General features: G+C 74.3%; 13 protein-coding genes. 8 read left to right on the forward strand and 5 right to left on the reverse strand.

Annotation, left to right across the window (positions count from 1 at the left end):
* The first annotated feature begins 116 nt into the window (after positions 1-116).
* A complete protein-coding gene (locus tag ACIQ5Y_RS18105) occupies positions 117-863 on the forward strand; it encodes a GntR family transcriptional regulator (RefSeq protein ID WP_403880822.1) in 747 nt (248 codons plus the stop codon).
* On the opposite strand, the gene ACIQ5Y_RS18110 is transcribed toward ACIQ5Y_RS18105, so the two are convergent.
* The gene (locus tag ACIQ5Y_RS18110) at positions 860-1,786 is read right to left on the reverse strand and encodes an NAD-dependent epimerase/dehydratase family protein (protein ID WP_403880824.1); all 927 of its coding nucleotides are present in this window, start codon (positions 1,784-1,786) and stop codon (positions 860-862) included. The two genes, ACIQ5Y_RS18105 and ACIQ5Y_RS18110, sit on opposite strands and share 4 nt — an antisense overlap.
* A 71-nt stretch (positions 1,787-1,857) precedes the next feature.
* Here ACIQ5Y_RS18110 and ACIQ5Y_RS18115 point away from each other — a divergent pair, with 71 nt between their 5' ends.
* Complete coding sequence (locus tag ACIQ5Y_RS18115) at positions 1,858-2,781, forward strand: LysR family transcriptional regulator (RefSeq protein WP_403880826.1); 924 nt, start codon at positions 1,858-1,860, stop codon at positions 2,779-2,781.
* Positions 2,782-2,824: 43 nt separating this feature from the next.
* Here the strand turns inward: ACIQ5Y_RS18115 and ACIQ5Y_RS18120 are convergent, their stop codons facing one another.
* Entirely contained in the window at positions 2,825-3,532 is a 708-nt protein-coding gene (locus tag ACIQ5Y_RS18120; protein ID WP_403881027.1) for a response regulator, read from the reverse strand.
* A gap of 74 nt (positions 3,533-3,606) precedes the next feature.
* The gene (locus tag ACIQ5Y_RS18125; RefSeq protein ID WP_403880828.1) at positions 3,607-4,467 is read right to left on the reverse strand and encodes a sensor histidine kinase; all 861 of its coding nucleotides are present in this window, start codon (positions 4,465-4,467) and stop codon (positions 3,607-3,609) included.
* A 156-nt stretch (positions 4,468-4,623) separates the two neighbouring features.
* On the opposite strand from ACIQ5Y_RS18125, the gene ACIQ5Y_RS18130 reads away from it, so the two are divergent.
* Both ACIQ5Y_RS18130 and ACIQ5Y_RS18135 read left to right on the forward strand, forming a co-directional pair.
* Positions 4,624-5,334 carry an ABC transporter ATP-binding protein gene (locus ACIQ5Y_RS18130; protein WP_403880830.1) on the forward strand — a complete coding sequence of 237 codons (711 nt, stop codon included), beginning with the start codon at positions 4,624-4,626 and terminating at the stop codon, positions 5,332-5,334.
* Positions 5,331-7,637, forward strand: coding sequence for an ABC transporter permease (locus ACIQ5Y_RS18135; protein WP_403880832.1), 2,307 nt, complete (start codon positions 5,331-5,333; stop codon positions 7,635-7,637). Before ACIQ5Y_RS18130 ends, ACIQ5Y_RS18135 begins: the two co-directional genes overlap by 4 nt.
* Positions 7,638-7,645: 8 nt before the next feature.
* Here ACIQ5Y_RS18135 and ACIQ5Y_RS18140 read toward each other — a convergent pair whose 3' ends face one another.
* Positions 7,646-8,377 carry an ABC transporter ATP-binding protein gene (locus ACIQ5Y_RS18140; RefSeq protein ID WP_403880834.1) on the reverse strand — a complete coding sequence of 244 codons (732 nt, stop codon included), beginning with the start codon at positions 8,375-8,377 and terminating at the stop codon, positions 7,646-7,648.
* Between the two features lie 150 nt (positions 8,378-8,527).
* On the opposite strand from ACIQ5Y_RS18140, the gene ACIQ5Y_RS18145 reads away from it, so the two are divergent.
* The 4 genes from ACIQ5Y_RS18145 to ACIQ5Y_RS18160 all read left to right on the forward strand — a co-directional run bounded on the left by ACIQ5Y_RS18145 (position 8,528) and on the right by ACIQ5Y_RS18160 (position 17,399).
* Positions 8,528-11,812 carry an FtsX-like permease family protein gene (locus ACIQ5Y_RS18145; RefSeq protein ID WP_403880835.1) on the forward strand — a complete coding sequence of 1,095 codons (3,285 nt, stop codon included), beginning with the start codon at positions 8,528-8,530 and terminating at the stop codon, positions 11,810-11,812.
* 137 nt (positions 11,813-11,949) lie between these two features.
* On the forward strand, positions 11,950-14,628 hold the full coding sequence (locus ACIQ5Y_RS18150; RefSeq protein ID WP_403880837.1) for a hypothetical protein: 2,679 nt from the start codon (positions 11,950-11,952) through the stop codon (positions 14,626-14,628).
* Entirely contained in the window at positions 14,625-15,584 is a 960-nt protein-coding gene (locus ACIQ5Y_RS18155; RefSeq protein WP_403880839.1) for an ABC transporter ATP-binding protein, read from the forward strand. Before ACIQ5Y_RS18150 ends, ACIQ5Y_RS18155 begins: the two co-directional genes overlap by 4 nt.
* 333 nt (positions 15,585-15,917) lie before the next feature.
* On the forward strand, positions 15,918-17,399 hold the full coding sequence (locus tag ACIQ5Y_RS18160; protein WP_403880841.1) for a condensation domain-containing protein: 1,482 nt from the start codon (positions 15,918-15,920) through the stop codon (positions 17,397-17,399).
* A gap of 26 nt (positions 17,400-17,425) precedes the next feature.
* Here ACIQ5Y_RS18160 and ACIQ5Y_RS18165 read toward each other — a convergent pair whose 3' ends face one another.
* The gene (locus tag ACIQ5Y_RS18165) at positions 17,426-18,664 is read right to left on the reverse strand and encodes an RNA polymerase sigma factor (RefSeq protein ID WP_403880843.1); all 1,239 of its coding nucleotides are present in this window, start codon (positions 18,662-18,664) and stop codon (positions 17,426-17,428) included.
* Positions 18,665-18,676 lie beyond the last annotated feature (12 nt).

An 18,676-nucleotide genomic window follows, 5' to 3' on the forward strand; every position in this document is an offset into this window, starting at 1 on the left:
CGACTCGACGAAGACACGACAATGACCGAAAGGAGTCGTGACAAGGCATGCTGGAATGATCATGAGTGCGGACGCCGACGGGGTGATCCGTACGCACCGGTCAGGGGGCGAGGGGCATGGGCACGGTCAGATATCTGGAGATCGCCGACGCGCTGCGCCGGGCGATCCTCTCCGGTGAGCACCCGGTGGGCTCGCAACTGCCCTCCGAGAGCGATCTCGCCGCGCAGTGGTCCGCGTCGCGGGGAACCGTCCGCCAGGCGGTGGCCACACTGGCCTCGGAGGGGCTGATCGGATCCCGGCAGGGCGCCCGGAGGATCGTTCTGCGCCACGAGCGGCGGCACAGCTTCGGAGAGTTGAACAGCTTCGCCCAGTGGGCCGAAGGGCTCGGGCACGAGGCCGCCAGCCGGTTCCTCTCCCGTACGCGCAGGCCCGCCACCGCCGAGGAGGCCGAGCGCCTCGCGCTGGAGCCGGGGGCGGAGGTCCTCGCGGTGCTGCGGCTGCGCCTGCTCGACGGGGAGCCCACCATGGTCGAGCGGACCGCCTATCCCGGCTGGATCGCGGCGGCCGTCGAGGCGATGCCCGAGGACTGCCGCTCCATCATGGACCTGCTCGCGCAAGACTCCGGGGTCGTCGCCCACTACGGCGAGCACCTCATCGACGCCCTGCCGGCCGGCAGTGAGGACGCCCGGCTGCTGGAGATCCGCCGCGGCACCCCCCTGCTGCGCCAGCGGCACGCCTCCGCGACGGCGTCCGGCCGCCCGATCGAGTGGTCCGACGACCGCTACCGGGCCGGCAGCGTCACATTCAGTGTGAGCAACTCGTCGGTAGCCACGCCGTTGGAGCGGCGCGCCGGCGAAGGTTAGGCGGTCCGGACGGCAGCGGCTTCGGCCATCGCTTCCGTGATCGCTTCCGGCAGCCAGTCCGTGACCCGGCCGAAGTCGAAACCCAGGGCGGAGGCCCGGCCGTTGTCCATGGCGTAGGCGCGGTCGAAGGAGAAGGGCGAGGCTTCGGCGCCGTCCCCCACGACCCGGTGACGCGGGCGCCGCCCGACCCGCTCGGCAACCAGGCCGCTCAGCCCCATCACGTCCAGCGACCCGTGGGAGGCCGCGTTGACCGGCCCGGTGAAACTCTGCCCGGCCGCCCAGTACAGCAGCTCCGCGATCTCCGTGTGGTGGATGAACGAGGTCTCGTACGGGGCCTCGTGGACGTCGATCGGGGCGCCCGCGGCGATCCGCTCCACGTAGTGCGCGAGGCGCCCCGTGAAGTCCGCGCGGCCGCCGCCGAGTACGTGCGCCGCGCGGACGGAGACGTACGGGAAGACGGGATCCCGCAGGAAGACGGCCTCGGCCCGCCGCTTGCCGTCGGCGTACTCGAAGGCGGGGCCGCTCCCCCGCGCGGCCTGTGCCCGCAGCGGGTCGAGGGAGTCCTCGGTGACGGGGACCGGGCGGCGGCCGGCCGTGGGCGCGGGGAGGGTGGCCGGGTCGTAGACCTCCATGGTGGAGGTCATCACGTAGCGTCCGGTCCGCCCGGCGAAGACGCGCCGGGCGATCGCGGCCTGCCGGGGCGTGTAGCAGACCTGGTCGATGACGGTGTCGAAGGTGCGCGCACCCAGCGCCGCCCGCAGCGCTTCCTCGTCGTCGCGGTCGGCGACCAGGTGGCCCACTCCGGACGGCGGGGCGCCGGAGCCCCGGTTGAGGAGCGTGACCTCGTGTCCCGCGTCGCGGGCCTTGGTGACCAGGGACTTCCCGAAGTACCGGCTCCCGCCGATGACAAGAATCGTGTTCATGTGCTCGACTCTGCCGCTGTATCGTCCCCAGCGGAACTGCTGATCCACTGAACCGGTATGAAGGAAAACTGATGATCGATGTGCAGCGGCTGCGTGTCCTGCGGGCGGTGGCCGAGCACGGCAGCTTCAACAGGGCGGCCGGCGCGCTGCTGCTGACCCCGTCGGCCGTCTCCCAGCACATCGCCGCCCTGGAGCGCAGCCTGGGCCACCCGGTGGCCGTGCGCAGCACCCGCGGGGTCACGCTCACCGAGTCCGGCAGGCTGCTGGTGGAGACGGCCGAGACGATCTCCGCCGAACTGGACCGGGTCCGCCACGAGATCGACCGGCTGACCGCCCCCCGGCCGCGGCTGACCGTCGCCACCTTCACCAGCGGGGGCCGGCACCTGCTGCCCGGGGCGCTGTCCCGGTTCGTGGCCGCGCATCCGGAGGTGGAGCTGACGGTGCGCGAGTGCGAGCCGGAGGACGCCGTGCCGATGGTGCGCGCCGGCGCGGCCGACCTCGCGCTGAGCTACCACTTCGACGGCCCGGTGCCGGTCGGGTCGGGCGGACGGCCGGGGCTCGACTGGCTGCCTCTGATGGAGGATCCGCTGTGGCTGGTGCTGCCCCGGGGACACCGGCTCGCGGACCGGTCCTCGCTGAGCCCGGCCGAGCTCGCCGGGGACCGCTGGGTGCTCGGCTGCCTCAAGACGGAGGCGTTCCTTCACCGTTACGCGGACCAGGCGGGCTTCGACCTCCTCGTCGGGGCGTCGACCACCGACTACTTCTTCGCGCAGACGCTGGTCGCGGCCGGCGTGGGCGTCTCCCTCGTCCCGGAGGTCTCGCTGCTCCCAGGCCCCGCCCCGGAGTTGAGCGTGATCCGGGTCGAACCACCGCGTCCGGCACGGCACTTCGGGGTCGTGCTCCCCCGCCGTCGTCGCCCTCATCCGTACGCCGACGCCCTGACCGGGGCCCTGACCACGGCCGCCGCCTCGGCGCGGGACGGAATCCGCCCGTGAACCACTTCCTCCCGAGCTCCGTGATGGAGGACCTGATGGCCCGCTACGGCGAGCCGGGGGTCACCAGGCCCGTCTCGTAGGCGAGCACCACCGCCTGGGCCCGGTCTCGCAGCGACAACTTCGCGAAGATCCGGGCCACATGGGTCTTCACCGTGGCCTCGCTGAGCGTCAGCTCCCGCGCCAGCTCGGCGTTGGAACGCCCGTGACCCATGAGGGTCAGTACCTCCCGTTCGCGCGGGGTGAGCGAGGCGAGCTCGTGTCGCGCGGCGGGCGCGGCGGCTCGCGGCGCGCAGCGTTCCACGAGGCGTCGGGTGATGGAGGGCGCGAGCAGTGCGTCCCCGGTTCCGACCAGGCGCACGGCGGCGGCGAGGTGCTCGGGGGTGACGTCCTTCAGCAGGAATCCGCTGGCCCCGGCGGCGAGGGCGGCGTAGACGTAGCTGTCGAGATCGAAGGTGGTCAGCATGATCACCCGGCATTCGGGAGCCTCGGCGAGGATCCGCCGGGCGGCTTCGAGACCGTCCATGGTGGGCATCCGGATGTCGAGCAGCACGACATCCGGCCGCAGCCGCCGCACCAGGCCCACGGCCTCCACCCCATCGGCGGCGACCCCTACGACGTCGATGCCCCGGGCCGTCAGGATCAGCCGGAAGCCGGTGCGGACGAGTTCCTGGTCATCGGCGATCACCACCCGGGGAGGGGCCGGCGCTGCCGCGGGCGCCGGGCGGAGGTCGGGCGCCGCGGGCGCGGGCACGGGCGTGGTGCGCGGCTCGGGGGCCGGTCCTGTGGCCGCGTGCTCGGGCGCGGGGTCCGGCGTCACCGGCCCGGTCACGCCCGCTCCAGGGGGAGGCGTGCCCGTACCCGGTAGCCGCCGCCGAGGCGGCGGCGCGCGTCGAGGTCGCCGCCGTAGACGGCGACGCGCTCGCGCAGGCCGAGCAGCCCGCGCCCGGTCCCGTCGGCCTTGGCCGCCTTGGCCGTCTTGGTCGCCTTGGCCTCGGGAACCGACCCGGCGGTGCCTTCCGACAAGGCGCTCGGGCCGCTCGTGAGTACCTCCACCCGCAGCGCGTGTTCCGCGTAACGCACCGTCACTTCCGCCTTGCCCCCGTTTCCGTGTTTGAACGCGTTGGTCAGTGCTTCCTGGATGATCCGGTACGCCGTGACGTCGATCCCGGCCGGCAGCGGCCGGGGCTCCCCGGACACCCGTACCTCCACCGGCAGGCCGGCGAAGGCGAACCTGTCGATCAGCGGGCTGAGCCTGGCGAGGGTCGGCTGCGGCTCCGTGGCCGCCGTGGCGGCGACGCCCGCGCCCGCGGCGTACGGCTCGTCCCTGCCGTCCTGCGCGGGCGCCAACAGGCCCAGCAGGTGGCGTAGTTCCGTCATCGTGGTCCGTCCCGCCGCCTCCACTGCGCCCATGGCCGCGGCGGCCTGCTCCGGCAGGGTGTGCAGCACCTCCCGTGCGGCGCCCGCCTGGACGACCATCAGGCTCACGTTGTGGCTCACGATGTCGTGGAGTTCGGCCGCGATCCTGGCCCGTTCCGCGTCCACGGCCGCACGCGCCGCGCTCTCCCGTTCCCGTTCCAGCAGCCAGCCGCGCTCCCCCATGGCCGCCCGGTGCCCGCGCCGGGCGCGCACCAGGGCCAGTGCCAGCCCTGCCGCCGCGATCACGGCAAGGCACGCAACGGTCCCCACCGCGATGATCGTTCCCACCCTGGCATCCCCCGTCCGTCCGCGCGTCATTGTGCCGGACGGGCCGGACGGACCGCGTACATCCCCAGGATGACCTGCGCGGACCTCTACATCCGGGGGCTGACGCACCGCCCGCGGGCTCAGCTCTAGGTTCGAGCCATGACAACTGATCAAGGCAGTGAACGGCAAGTGGTGGTGCGGCTGGACGGCGTGCACAAGGAGTACGGCGACACGAAGGCCCTGGACGGGCTGTCACTGGAGATCCGGGCGGGTGAAGCGGTCGCCGTGATGGGCCCCTCCGGCTGCGGCAAGTCCACCCTCCTCAACATGGTGGCCGGGCTGGACCGGCCCACCTCGGGCCTGGTGGAGGTGCACGGCCAGGACCTGGGGCGGCTGAACGAATCCGGACTGGCACTCTTCCGGCGCCGCAGCGTCGGCATGATCTTCCAGTTCTTCAACCTCATCGACGATCTTCCGGCCCTCGACAACGTGGCGCTGGCCGCCCAGTTGACCGGTACCTCGGCCCGGCAGGCCCGCCGCCGGGCCCTGGAGCTCCTGGACGAACTGGGCGTGGCCGAGCGCCGCAACAACTATCCTGCGACGCTCAGCGGCGGCGAGCGCCAACGGGTAGCCGTCGCCCGGGCGTTGATGAACCGGCCCGCGCTGCTCCTGGCCGACGAACCCACCGGCGCACTCGACAGCCGCTCCGGCGAGCAGGTGATGGACCTCCTCATCGACCTCAACCAGATCGGGCAGACCCTGCTGATCGTCACCCACGACCGGGAGTTGGCCACCCGCTGCGCCGGCCGCCTGGTCGAGGTCGCCGACGGCCGGGTGGCCCGTGAGAGCGCACTGGAGGCGACCGCGTGAGCGCCGTGTGGCGGGCCTCGCGCGCGGCCGTCAAGCGCCGCCGGGTCCAGACGTTCGTCATCGGGCTGGTCGTCCTGTGCTCCACCACGACCGTGCTGCTCTCGCTGGGTCTGCTCGCCGCCGCCTCGGGACCGTTCGACAAGGCGTACGCAGCCCAGCGCGGCGCGCACGTGGTGGCGTCCTTCGACACCGCGAAGGTCACAGAGGCCCAGCTGGCACGGACCGTCGGGCGTCCGGGCGTGGAGGCCGCCGCCGGGCCGTTCGGGCAGGCGGTCGTCGCCATGCCCAGGGGATGGCTCGGGTCGCCCGGCGGTTCCCTCGCGGTGGTGGGCCGGGCCGATCCGGCGGGCCCCGTGGACCGCATAGAGATCCTGCGGGGCCGGTGGGCAACCGCCCCCGGCGAGATCGTCGTCAACTGGGCCTTCGACGGATCCCCCGACGCGGAACTGCTCGGCACGAAGCTCCCGGTCCCCGGCGCCCCGCCTCTGACCGTCGTCGGATTCGCCACCAGCATGAGCAAGTCCGCGGGAGCCTGGGTCACCCCCGGGCAACTGAGCGCACTGCACCCGACCTCGTCCCAGATGCTCTACCGTTTCACGGACTCCTCGACCGAGGCGCAGCTGAGCGCCGGGCTGACCGAGGCGACGGCGGAGCTGCCTCGGGATTCCCTGACGAACACCCAGAATTACCTCACCCTCAAACAGGCCTTCTCGGCACTGGCCAATGCCTATCTCCCCTTCATCTCCGTCTTCGGCGTCCTCGGCCTCCTGGTCTCCGCCCTGATCGTCGGAAACGTGGTCAGCGGGGCAGTGGTCTCCGGCTACCGGCACATCGGTGTCCTCAAGGCGCTGGGCTTCACACCGAACCAGGTGGTCGCCGTCTACCTGACGATGATGTCCGTGCCCGCGGTCGTCGGCGGGGTCCTCGGCACCCTGCTGGGCAAAGCGCTGGCCGGTCCCATCCTCGAGGTCTCGTTCGCCGGCATCGAGACGGGCCGGGCCTCCGTCGGCACCATCCCGGCGTGGGTGTACGTCGTCTGTCTGCTGGGGATGCCCGCCCTCGTCCTGCTCGCCGCCCTGGTCCCCGCGCTGCGGGCACACCGGCTGCCGGCCGCCCGGGCGATCAGCGCGGGTGACGCGCCCCGGACCGGACGTGGGCTGCGCATCCAGCGGGTGCTGGGCTTCACCGAGCTGCCGCGCCCCGTCAGCCTGGGCCTGGGCCAGCCGTTCGCCCGTCCCGGCCGCACCCTCCTGACCATGGCGGCCATCGTCCTGGGGGTCACCACGGTAACGCTGTCGACCGGGATGACCAGCACGATGCTGGCCCTCGGCCAGGCCGGCCGGGCCGACGGCGGCGCCCAGGTCCTCGTCCACGCGGACGAGCAGGGCGACCGGCCCCTGCCCCGGCTCGGCGACGCACAGATCGAGGAGCGCCTGAGGTCCCTGCCGGGCACGGCGCGCGTACGGGCCCGCGGGCTGGCCGAGGTGAGCCTGGTCGGGCAGACCCAGCCCGCCTTCGCCAACTTCTACCGCGGCAACGACTCCTCGGACGCCTACGAGATCGTCGAGGGCCATCAGCCGGGCGCGGTCGGGGAGATCGCCGCCGGACCGTCGTTCCTCACCCAGCGCGGACTGAGGATCGGGGACCGGGTCACCCTGGAGCTGAACGGCAGGCAGGTCCCCACGACCGTCGTCGGCAAGCTGACCGCAGGCAGCGCCCGGGCCCTGGACGCCACCTGGGAAACCCTGGAACAGCTGGCGCCGGGGTCCCGACCCATCGAGTACTGGGTCCGGCTCACCCCCGGCACCGACCCGGACGCCTACGCGGCGGCGGCCGAGGCGGCCGACCCCGGACTCTCCACATCGGTGGGAAGCTCGGCGAACGCCGCCACCGTCACCGTCGTCACCTTCTCCACGGTGTTCACGGTGCTGCTGACCCTCGTCGCCTCGCTCGGCGTGTTCAACACCGTGCTGCTGAACACCCGCGAGCGCCGCCGGGACCTGGGCATGCTCAAGTCGATCGGGATGACGCCCCGCCAGGTGGTGGCGATGACGGTGACCTCGGTGGCCGGGCTCGGCCTGGTCGGCGGGCTGCTCGGCATCCCGCTCGGGATGCTGGCGCACCGGCTGGTCGTGGACAACGTCGGCATCGTCGCCTTCCCGGAGTACATGAAGGACGTGTGGCACGCGCCGCAACTCGCCGCGATGCTGCTGGCGGGCATGGCGATCGCGGTACTGGGCGCCCTGCCGCCGGCCCGCTCCGCGGCCCGGATGACGATCGCCTCGGTGCTGCACACCGAGTAGGCGGCGGATCAGCCGACGGCTGCCTGCCGAACGGACTGCTCGTCGACGATGCGGCCGTCGCGCAGCTCCACGACCCGGTCGGCGAGTTCGATCAGGACCGGGTCGTGGGTGGCCACCAGGGCGGTGACCCCCTCGCTGCGCACCACCGCCCGCAGCAGCCGCATGATCGACCGGCCGGTCTCGGAGTCGAGCTGGCCGGTCGGTTCGTCCGCGATGATCAGATCGGGCTCGTTGGCCAGGGCGCGGGCCACGGCGACCCGCTGCTGCTGCCCGCCGGACAGTTCGCCCGGACGCTGATCGGCGTGCTCGGCCAGGCCGACCAGGGCGAGCAGGGTCCGGGCCCGCTCCTCGCGCTGCCGGGCGGGGACCTTCTTCAGCCGCATCGGGACCCCGACGTTCTCGACGGCCGTGAGGACCGGGATCAGACCGAAGGACTGGAAGACGAAACCGATCCGGTCCCGGCGCAGCGCCAGCAGCCCGGCCTCGTCGAGGCCCGCGAGGCCGGTGCCGTCGAGGCGGACGCTGCCGGCCGTCGGGGTGTCGAGTCCGCCGACGAGGTTGAGCAGGGTGGTCTTGCCCGAGCCCGACCGGCCCTTCAGCGCGGTGAGTTCACCGCGGCGCACCTCGAAGGAGACGCCGCGCAGCGCGTGCACGGCGTTCGGGCCGCTGCCGAAGCTGCGGTGGACGTCGTCCACGACCACCATCGGCGCGGCGGCCGGGTTCTCCTGTTGCTGCGTCATGACGTCTGCTCCCCCTGGACGTAACCGGTCACTTTCGAATTTGCTCATCTGTCACATCCTTCGCGCAAGTCCCTTCCGCTGCGCGTTCGAATCTGACAGAGTCGTCCGCTATCCGGTGCCAGCGGTCCGGACGGGGGAGGAACACACCATATGCTCGGCTTCGTCATGCGCCGGCTGCGCGGGCGATTGCCGCTCGCCGCCGCCGTTCTGCTCACCGTGCTCATCACCACGACCGTGCTGACGGCGCTGTTCGCGTTCACGCGCGGCGTGGGCGAGGCAGGACTGCGCCAGGAGCTCCAGGGCCCGGGCCGGGACCGGAGCACCGTGCTGGTGACCGGCGGACGTCCCGTGACCGCCCGCGCCGAGGACGACAAGGCCGTACGGGCCTTCGCCGGCGAGCTGTTCGGACGGCTCCCCGTGTCCTTCGAGAGCATGGCGCGCAGCCGCTCGTACGGGATTCCCGGCGCGCGCACCCCCGGCAAGGAAACCGATCTGGCGCTGCTCGCCTCCCTGGACCGCGAGCGGGTGCGGCTCCTGGCGGGCCAGTGGCCGCAGGCGGTCGCCGGGCAGGACCCCGCGCGCATGCAGGTGGCCGTGCCGCGGGCCGCGCTGACCCGGCTGGGGCTGACCGAGGCCGCGCTGCCCGCCGAGGTCCGCCTCGACGACCGGTACGGCGGGACCCCGCTCACGGTGCAGGTCAGCGGCGTGTACCGGGCGGCCGACCCGGACGCCCCGTACTGGCAGCTCGACCCGCTCGGCGGTCGCGAGCTCCAGGTCAGCACCTTCACCACGTACGGGCCGCTGCTCGTCGACGACACCGCGTTCACGACGGGCGGGCTGCCGCAGAACAGCCGCGCCGTGCTCCTCACCCCCGATTTCGCGACGGTGGTCCCCGCGCGGGCGCAGGACATCCGGGAGCGCGCGGCGGGCCTGGCCGCCGGCGCCCGCGGCTCCACCGGCGTCAAGGGCCCCGACGGGTTCCAGGTCAAGACCGAGCTCCCCCATCTGCTGGACGAGTTGGACTCCGGGCAGCGGGTCGCCCGGTCCACCCTGCTCGTCGGCGCGCTCCAGCTGGCCGTCCTCGCGGCGGCCGCGCTGCTGCTCGTCGCCCGCCTCCTCACGGACCGTCAGGAGCCCGAGCGGATCCTGCTGACCGCGCGCGGCGCCTCCCGCGTCCGGCTCGGCGTGCTCGGCGCGACCGGATCGCTGCTGCTCGCGCTGCCCGCCGCCGTCCTCGCGCCGCTGCTCACCCCGCCCCTGCTGCGGCTGTCGGCCGGCTTCGGCCCGCTCGCACGGGTGCACCTGGACACGTCCGGGAACTGGCTGATGTGGCCGGTGGCCGCCGCCTGCGCGCTGGCGTGCGTCCTGCTGACGGCGCTCCCCGCCATGCTGCGCGGCGCGGGGGCCGTCGCCCTGCGGGTCGGCGGCCGACGGCAGGCGCTGGTCGCCGGCGCCGCCCGCTCCGGCGCCGACCTGGCCCTGGTGGCGCTCGCCGTCCTCGCCTACCAGCAGCTCGCGCAGTACAGCGGCGACGGAGCCGAGGCCGCCGCCGTGGACGGTGGGCTCGGGGTGGATCCCGTACTGGTCGCCGCGCCGACGCTGGCCCTGTGCGCGGGCACGCTGCTGGTGCTGCGGCTGCTGCCGTTCGCGGCGCGGGTCGGCGGGCGGATCGCGGCGCGCGGGCGGGGCCTGGGACCGGCGCTGGTCGGCTGGCAGCTCGCCCGCAGGCCCGGCCGGGCCACCGGGCCGGTGCTGCTGCTCGTACTGGCCGTGTCCAGCGGGGTCCTGGCGCTCGGCCAGCACACCGCGTGGTCCGATTCGCAGCGTGACCAGGCCGACTTCGCCACCGCCGGGGGTCTGCGGATCTCGGGCAGCGACCTGGCACCGCTGGGCCAGGGCGGACGGTACGCCTCCCTGCCCGGCGGAGAGCGGGTCATCCCGGTGATCCGCTCGAAGCAGGACCTGCCGGGCGGACGTGCCGGGCAGGTGCTCGCCGTCGACGCGGCCGGGGTGGCCGAACGGGTGCCGCTGCGCGCCGATCTGCGGGACGGGCGCTCCGTGCGCGAGCTGTTCACGCCGCTCGCGGCGGGTGCGGGCGCGGCCGCCGACGGCATCGAACTGCCGGGGCATCCGCGCCGGATCGACTTGGACGTGACGGTACGGGCCTCCGGCGAGGGCGGCCGGCCGGGCCTCGGCGTGCTGCTGCGCGACCGGTTCGGCCTGACCCACCGTACGCCGATGACGCAGCTGCCCGAATCGGGGGACGCCACCGTCTCGCTGGACCTCGGCGCCCTCACCGGGGCCCCGCTCGGGTCGGCGGCCGCGCCCCTGCGGGTCGCCGGGCTCGTGTTCTCGTACGGCCAGGAGGACCGCGGGCCGGCACTCGGGGACGCCCCCTCCGTGCCGGAACGGCCCGGGGAGCTGACCGTGCGCCGGATCTCCGCCGCCGACGCCCCCGGCGCGGCCGCGGTGCCCGCCCGTGCCGGTACGACCGGCTGGACCCTCGGTGCCCCGCAGTCGACCGGTGGCGGGCGGGCCGGCGAACTGCTCCCGGCCGGTCCTGACGAGCTGGTGCGGGTCCGTTACCGGGGTGGCGCGGGAAGCATCGGCGGCGTGCAGCTCGGGCTGCTCGCCGGCGCCGCACCCGCCGCCGAGGTGCCGGGGATCGCCACCCGCGGCTACCTCGCCGCCGTCGGAGCGCGGGTGGGCGACGTGGTGCCGGTCCCGCTGGGCTCGGGCAGCGTCCCGGTGCGGATCACCGCCGCCGTGGGCTCGCTGCCCGTGGTCGGTGACACGGCCGTGGCCGTGGATCTCGCCGCCGCCGGACGGCTGTTGGCGGCCGACGCCGGCCGGGAGCTGCCCCCGGTCGTCGAATGGTGGCTGCCGGCCGCCTCCGGCGATGACCCGGTGCCCGCGCGGGCCGCCGCCGAACTGCGCTCCGGCTCGGGGGCGCAACGGGTGGAGCTGCGCGAGGAGGTCGCTGCCGGGCTGCTGGACGATCCGCTGAGCGCGGGCCCGCAGAGCGCCCTGGCCGCGCTGGCGGTGGCCTGCGCGATCCTGGCCGCGATCGGCTTCGCGGCTTCCGCGGCCGCGGCCGGACGGGAACGGGCCGCGGAGTTCGCGGTGCTGACCGCTCTGGGGACGCCCCGGCGGCGCCTCGCCCGGACGGTCACGGCCGAGACCGGTGTCCTGGTCGGCCTCGGGACCGCCGTGGGGGTGGGGCTGGGCGCCGTCATCGTGCACCTGGTGGTGCCGCTGGTGGTGCTGACGCCCGCCGCCCGGCGTCCGGTCCCGGAGGTCCTGGTGGACCTGCCGAACGCCGGAACGCTGCTCCTGGCCGCCGCGATCGCCGCGGTGCCGCTGTTGTCGGCCGTGCTGGGCGGCCGCCGAGACCGAGGCGTGGCCGACCGGCTGCGGCACGTGGAGGAATCATGAGCCGCCCCGCATCCCCCGGCCCGGCGCGCCCCGCGGGGACTCGGCCCGCAGGGACTCGGCCCGCAGGGACTCGGCCCGCGGAGACTCGGCCCGCGCCCTGGGTGCGGACGCGGCTGCGCGCGGCTCCGTTGAGCGCGTTGCTCGGTGCCGCCCTCGTCTTCGTCACCGTCCTCCTCGCGGCAGCCCTGCCCCGCGCCGTGGACCGGGGCGCCGACCAGGCCCTGCGCTCCTTCCTGCGGGCCCAGGGCCCGGCCCCGACGAGCCTGTTCGCCACGACCGGCTCGCAGGGCGGACCCCAGACGCCGCAGGAACTGGACTCCGCGCTGGCCGCGCTGCGCGCCCGTACCGGCGGCGCGTTCCAGCTCGCCGCGAGCGGCCCGGTGCACGGCGCGTACGGCATGAAGCCCACCGAACTGGCGAACCCCGGGCTGACCCGGATCGAGGGCCCCGACCCGCGGCTGACCCTCGCGTACTTGCCGGAGGTCACCGCACACGCGAGGTTGGTGGCGGGACGCTGGCCGGGCGGCCCGGTGGCCGACGACGCGCCGGTCCCGGTGGCCCTGTCCCGCGCCGCGTCCGAGACCATCAAGGCGCCCATCGGCACCGTGCTGGAGTCCAAGCCGTCGATGTCCGGCCCGCAGCGGGCCGAGGTCGTCGGCCTCTACGACGCCTTCGACGACGCCGACGTGTACTGGACCGACGTGCCCTGCATGGCCCACGCGTGCAAGAACCGGACGACCACCGCCCCGCCGCTGGCGTACTGGCAGACCGACGCCGTCGTCGGCGCCGAGGGGATCGACCGGATCGCCGGCTGGGGCGAGGGCATCCAGTACTTCTGGCGGCTCCCGGTGGACACCGACGCCCTGCGGTCGGACCGGCTGCCCGCCACCGCCAAGGAGATCGCCTCCTTCGTCGCCGGTCCCACCTCCACCGGGCTCAGCCGCACCATCGGGCGCCCGGACCTGCGGATCGCCTCCCGGCTCCCGGAGCTCTTCGCTCAGGCCGAGGCCCGGGAGCGGGGCGCGGCCCCGCTCGCCGCGATCGGCCCGGCCGGGGTCGCCGGGGTGGCCGTGGTCGTCTTCGCCCTGGCCGCCGCGCTGGGCGGCGACCGGCGTGCGGCCGAGCTGCGGCTGTTGCTCGCCCGCGGCGGCTCGCGCCGCTCCATCGTGCTGCGGCTGCTCGGGGAGGGCGCCGTGACGGTGCTGCCCGCCGCGGCCGCGGCCACCTGGCTCGCGCTGGTGCTGCTGCCGACGCCTCGGGGGACGGCCTCCCTGATCGCCGCGACCACCGTCACCCTGTTCGCCCTGCTGGCCCTGCCCGTACGGGCCTTCGTACTGCTGTCGGGTCCGCGCGCTCCGCGGCCCCGGCGACGGCTCGTCGGCGAGTTCCTCGTCGTGGTCGCCACCGCCGCCGCCGTGTACGAGGTGCGCACGCGCGGCGTCGCCCCCGCCGGGGCGGGACTCGATCCGCTGCTCGTCGCCGCCCCGCTGCTGCTCGCGCTGTGCGGCGGGCTGGCCCTGGCCCGGCTCCAGCCGCCGCTCGTCGGGGCGTTGGCCCGGGCGGCGGGCCGCGGTCCCGGCCTGGTCGGCTTCCTCGGACTGGCCCGCGCCGCGCGCGGGGGGCCCGCCGGGGCCGCCGGCGGGCGGGGGCGGCCCTCGGTGCTGCCGCTGATCGCGCTGCTGCTGGCCGTCACCACGGGCGGCTTCGGTGCGACGGTGCTGGGCGCGGTCGACGCCTCCCGGCTCCAGGTGGCCCGGGAGGCCGTGGGCGGCGACGCGCAGGTCTCCGCCCCCTACGAGACCGCCCTCCCCCGGGAACTGGTCGACGCCGCGGGCTCGTTGCCCGGCGTGCGGACGGCCGCCTCGGTGTGGGTGGACGACAACGCGTTCGGCTACTTCGGGCGGGGCACGACGCACGTCTCGGTGGTCGTCGTCGATCCGGAGTCGTACGCGGAGCTGTCCCGGAGCCTGGGACGGGGCCGCTTCGACCCGGCCGCGCTCTCCGGGAAGGGGACCGGCTCCGCGGTCCCGGCACTGTTCAGCCGCGATCTGCTCGCCCAGAAGGACACGGCCGGCCCGGCGGGCGGTGAGGCCTTCCGCCTCTGGGTGGGCGGCGAGGAGATCCAGGTCGGCTCCGCCGGCACCTTCGACGGCGCTACGCCCGCACTGCCGGGTGCGGGCGTGGCCACCCTGATCCTGCCGGCCGGACCGACCACCGCGGTGGTCCCCAAGGCCGCACAGCCCAACCGGTGGCTGGCGGTGGGCCGGATCGACGGGGACCGGCTGGAGGAACTCCTCTCCAGGACCGTCCCGGCGGCGAGCGCCGACAAGTACCTGGTCCGCACCAGCGCCGCCAAGGTCGCCGAACTGGCCGGCGACCCGCTCCAGCGCTCCGCCGGCCGGCTGTTCTGGGCGTCCGTGGCGGGCGCCGCCGGCTTCGCCGTGCTGGCGGTGCTGCTGACGTTGATGCGGGCAGCGCCGGACCGGGCCGCGCTCCTGGCCCGGCTGCGGACCATGGGCCTCCAGCCCCGGAGGGGCGTGGCTCTGATCCTGGCCGAGACCTGGCCGCAGGCACTCGTCGCGGCGCTCGGCGGCGGGCTCGTCGCGGCGGCGGCCGTGCTCCTGCTGGGTCCGGCCGTGAACCTGTCCTCGCTGGTCGGCGCCAAGGTCCCGACCGGGCTGGGGCCGGCGGCCTCGCCCGTACTGACCCAGGCCCTGGGCGTCGCGGCCCTCGTGACCGCGGCCGTGCTGGCGGAGGCGGCGATTTCCGGCAGGCGACAGATCACCACCGAGTTGAGAGCGGGAGACCAGCGGTGAACACCGACCAGCCGACCTACGAAGACCTGCGCCGGGAGGCCCTGGCCGCCGCGGAGCCCCGTACGCGCGGGGCGGAAACGGCGATCGCCTGCGACCGTCTGGTCCGCATCTTCAGCACCGCCGGGGTCGAGGTACAGGCCCTTCAGGGGCTCGAACTGACCGTGGCCCAGGGCGACCTGGTGGCGCTCGTCGGCGCCTCGGGCAGCGGGAAGTCCACCCTGCTGAACATCCTCGCCGGCCTGGACGTCCCCACCGCGGGCACCGCCACCGTGGGCGGGTACGACCTGCTGGAGATGTCGGCCAAGGAGCGGCTGCGCTACCGGCGTGAGGCGGTGGGCTTCGTCTGGCAGCAGACGGCGCGCAATCTGATGCCCTTCCTGACGGCGGCCCAGAACATCGCGCTGCCCATGCAGTTGAGGGGCCGGGCGGGGCGCGGTGCGAAAGCGCTCCGCGCACAGCGGGTGGCTCAGCTCCTCGAAGCCCTGGAGATCGGCGACCTCGCGAGCCGTCGGCCGGCTGAACTCTCCGGCGGCCAGCAGCAGCGCGTGGCCATCGCCGTGGCCATGGCCAACGACCCGAAGGTGCTCCTCGCCGACGAGCCCACCGGCGAGCTGGACTCGGAGACGGGCGCCGCGATCTTCGAGTCGTTCCGAACCGTCAACCGGGAACTGGGCGCCACCGTCGTCATCGTGACCCACGACCCGATGGTCGCCGGCGAGGTCCGCCGTACGGTCGCCATCCGCGACGGCCGGACGAGCAGCGAGGTCCTGCGGCGCACCGTCACCGACGAGCACGGCGAGGAGTCGGTGAGCGAGCGGGAGTACGTCATGCTGGACCGCACGGGCCGTGTGCAGCTCCCCCACAAGTTCCTGGAGGCCCTGGGCATGGAACACCGCGTGGCGGTCGACCTGGCCTCCGACCACATCGAAGTCCGCCGCGACGACGTGGAGTCCTGAGCGCGCGGATCCTTCTTCGGCACGGCTGTCACACGTGATCGCCGGATACCGGGAACTCGTCCGCGAGGCCCACGCCCGCGGCGTCAGGGTCATCGGCGCCACCATCCCGCCCTTCCACGGCGGCCTACTGGACCGAGCGGGGCGAGGACGTCCGTACCGCGGTCAACACCTGGATCCGCACCGGAGGCGCCTACGACGGCGTCGTCGACTTCGACCGGGCACTGGCCGCTCCGGCCGGCCGGACCTCGTGCCCGGGAGGGTGATTCCGTCACCTCCCCGGGCCGGGGGTCGTTAGCGCCTCGGGGTCGGATCGGGGGCGAAGGGATGACGGTTATGCGGCAGTTTCCTCTGGAGATGCACCACTTGGCACCCGGTCGGGTGGTCGAGTGGCGGCTCAGGCGCACGGCGGCCGAGGCCCCCGAGCAGGACCCCCGGGCGGGCAAGATGGCGTCCTTCAACCAGGACAAGCACTTCACGGTCGCCGAGGAGAGCAGGGACGCCGACGACCCGGTCGCCTCGTGGATCGCGGTCACCTTCGAGGTCGACGGACTGCTCGACGAGCCGGCGCTGGCGCGGGCGCTGCTCTCCTTCGTGCAGCGGCACGAGGTGCTGCGGTGCGCGTTCAGCAGGCTCGCCGGGGAGGTTGCCTGCGAGCCCTTCGACCCCGCCGAACTTGCCCTCGAAGCCGAGCCCGTGGCCGTCTTCGACGACTCGGACCTGCTGCGCGACTTCCTCGTCGAGCGGTTCAAGCGGAGCATCGACACCTTGTCCTGGCCCCTGTTCGTGATGGGCGCGGTGCTCCGCGAGGACTCCGCCACCGTCTACCTCGCCTTCGACCACATCGTCTGCGACGGCATGTCGATGCCGATCGTCGTCCACGAGGTGCTCACCGCGTACGAGGCCCTGTGCCGCGGCGAGGAGGTCTCGCTGCCGCCCGCCCCGAGCTATCTCGACTTCGCCGACGAGCAGCGCCGCCGCTACCTGTCCGTCGACGCCCGCGACGAACGCCTCGGCTACTGGAAGTCCTTCATCGAGCGGGGCGGAGGCGAGTTCTTCCCGCGCTTCCCCCTCGACCTCGGCGTGGAGCCGGGCCGGATGTACCCGATCGTGAACGAGGCCTCCCGGCTGCTCGACGCCTCCGACACGGAGGTGTTCGAGAAGACCTGCCTGGCGGTCGGCGGCAAGCCGTTCATGGGGGTGCTCGCGTCCGTCGCCGTCTGTCTGCGCGAGGCGGGCGGGCCCGGGGTCTACCGGGGGCTCATGCCGGTGAGCGAACGCGGCCGGCAGGCCTGGACGGATTCGGTGGGGTGGTTCGTCAACACCATGCCGATCGAGTTCGACGCCTCGCCGGGGCGGGACTTCGCCGCCGTCATGGCCGGGGTACGGGCCGGCTTCGGCGAGATGATCGCCCACATCGACGTGCCGTTCGTCCGGGCGTGGGAGCTGCTGGCGCCCGAGGAGTTCGCCGCCCGCTCCTGGCCCTACCCCGTGAACTTCTTCTCGTACATCGACATGCGCAAGTGCCGCGGCGCCGAACGCCACGAGGAGTGGCGGCCGACCACCCACGTCTGGTCGGCGCGGGCCAACGGGGCCTGCTCGTGGTTCCAGCGGGACACGGACGGACTGCACATGAACTCCATCTACGTGGACACGCCGGCGGCGCGCCGCACCATGGGCGACTTCCAGGAGGCGCTGCGCCTGACCGTGCGGGAGATCGCCTGCTCGGGCGGCTTCCGCAGGCCCGTCGCGCTGACCGCGCCGCGGCGGCCCGCCGGGACCCCGCTCGACGTGGCCGGGTTCGCCCGTCGTCGCTGACGCCGGGGTCGACGGGACGGGTGGGCCTACGCGAGGCGGGCCGCGCGGCCGAGCAGCAGGTCGCGTTCCCGCTCGTTGCGCGTGAGCGCGGCCGCCCGCTCGAACTCCGCGCGGGCCTCCTGCGGCCGGCCGAGCCGCTCGAGCAGGTCTCCTCGTACGCTCGGCAGCAAGTGGTAGGCGCGCAGGGCCGGTTCCTGCGCCAGGGCGTCGACGAGCGGCAGCGCCGCCTCGGGGCCCTGGGCCATCGAGACGGCCACCGCGCGGTTGAGCTCCACCACGGGTGAGGGGACGAGCAGGACGAGCCGGGCGTAGAGCGCGGCGATCGTCGGCCAGTCGGTGTCCTCGTAGCGCACGGCCGCGGCGTGACAGCCGGCGATCGCGGCCTGGAGGGCGTAGGGACCGCTGCCGGCGTGGCTCAGGGCCTGGACACCGCGGCGGATGAGCAGGCGGTTCCACTTGGCCCGGTTCTGGTCGGCGAGCAGCACCGGTTCCCCGTCTGGGCCGGTGCGGGCGGTGATCCGGGAGGCCTGGAACTCCAGGAGCGCGGCGAGGCCGTGCACCTCGGGTTCCTTGGGGCAAAGGGCGGCCAGGAGGCGGGCGAGGCGCAGGGCGTCCTCGCACAGGGCGGGGCGGACCAGGTCGTCCCCGGCGGTGGCCGAGTAGCCCTCGTTGAAGACGAGGTAGACGACTTCGAGGACGGAGGCGAGCCGCGCCTCGCGGTCGGCCCCGTACGGGACCTCGAACGGCACGCCCGCCGCGGCCAGGGTCCGCTTGGCCCGGACGATGCGCTGGGCGACGGTCGGTTCGGAGGCCAGGAAGGCCCGCGCGATCTCCTGGGTGGTCAGTCCGCCCATCAGGCGCAGGGTGAGCGCGATCCTCGCCTCGGTGGCCAGGAGGGGATGGCAGGCGGTGAAGATCAGCCGGAGCAGGTCGTCGTCGATGTCGTCCGGGTCCGCCGGCTCGGTGGGCGGCGGCACGTCCTCCAGGCTCCGGCCGACCTCGGCGAGCTTGCGGGCGTACGTCTCCTTGCGGCGCACGAGGTCGATCGCGCGGTGCTTGGCGGTGGCCATGAGCCAGGCGCCCGGCTTGTCCGGGACGCCCGACCGCGGCCATTGTTCGAGGGCGGCGACCAGGGAGTCCTGGGCGAGTTCCTCGGCGATGCCGACGTCCCGCACGATGCGGGCCACGCCCGCGATGATGCGAGCGGGCTCGATCCTGAACACCGCCTCGACCGCCTGGGCCGTATTACCTGCCGTCACGGCCACCCATCAGAGCAG

The organism is Streptomyces sp. NPDC096339, from assembly GCF_044762985.1.
GTDB lineage: Bacteria > Actinomycetota > Actinomycetes > Streptomycetales > Streptomycetaceae > Streptomyces.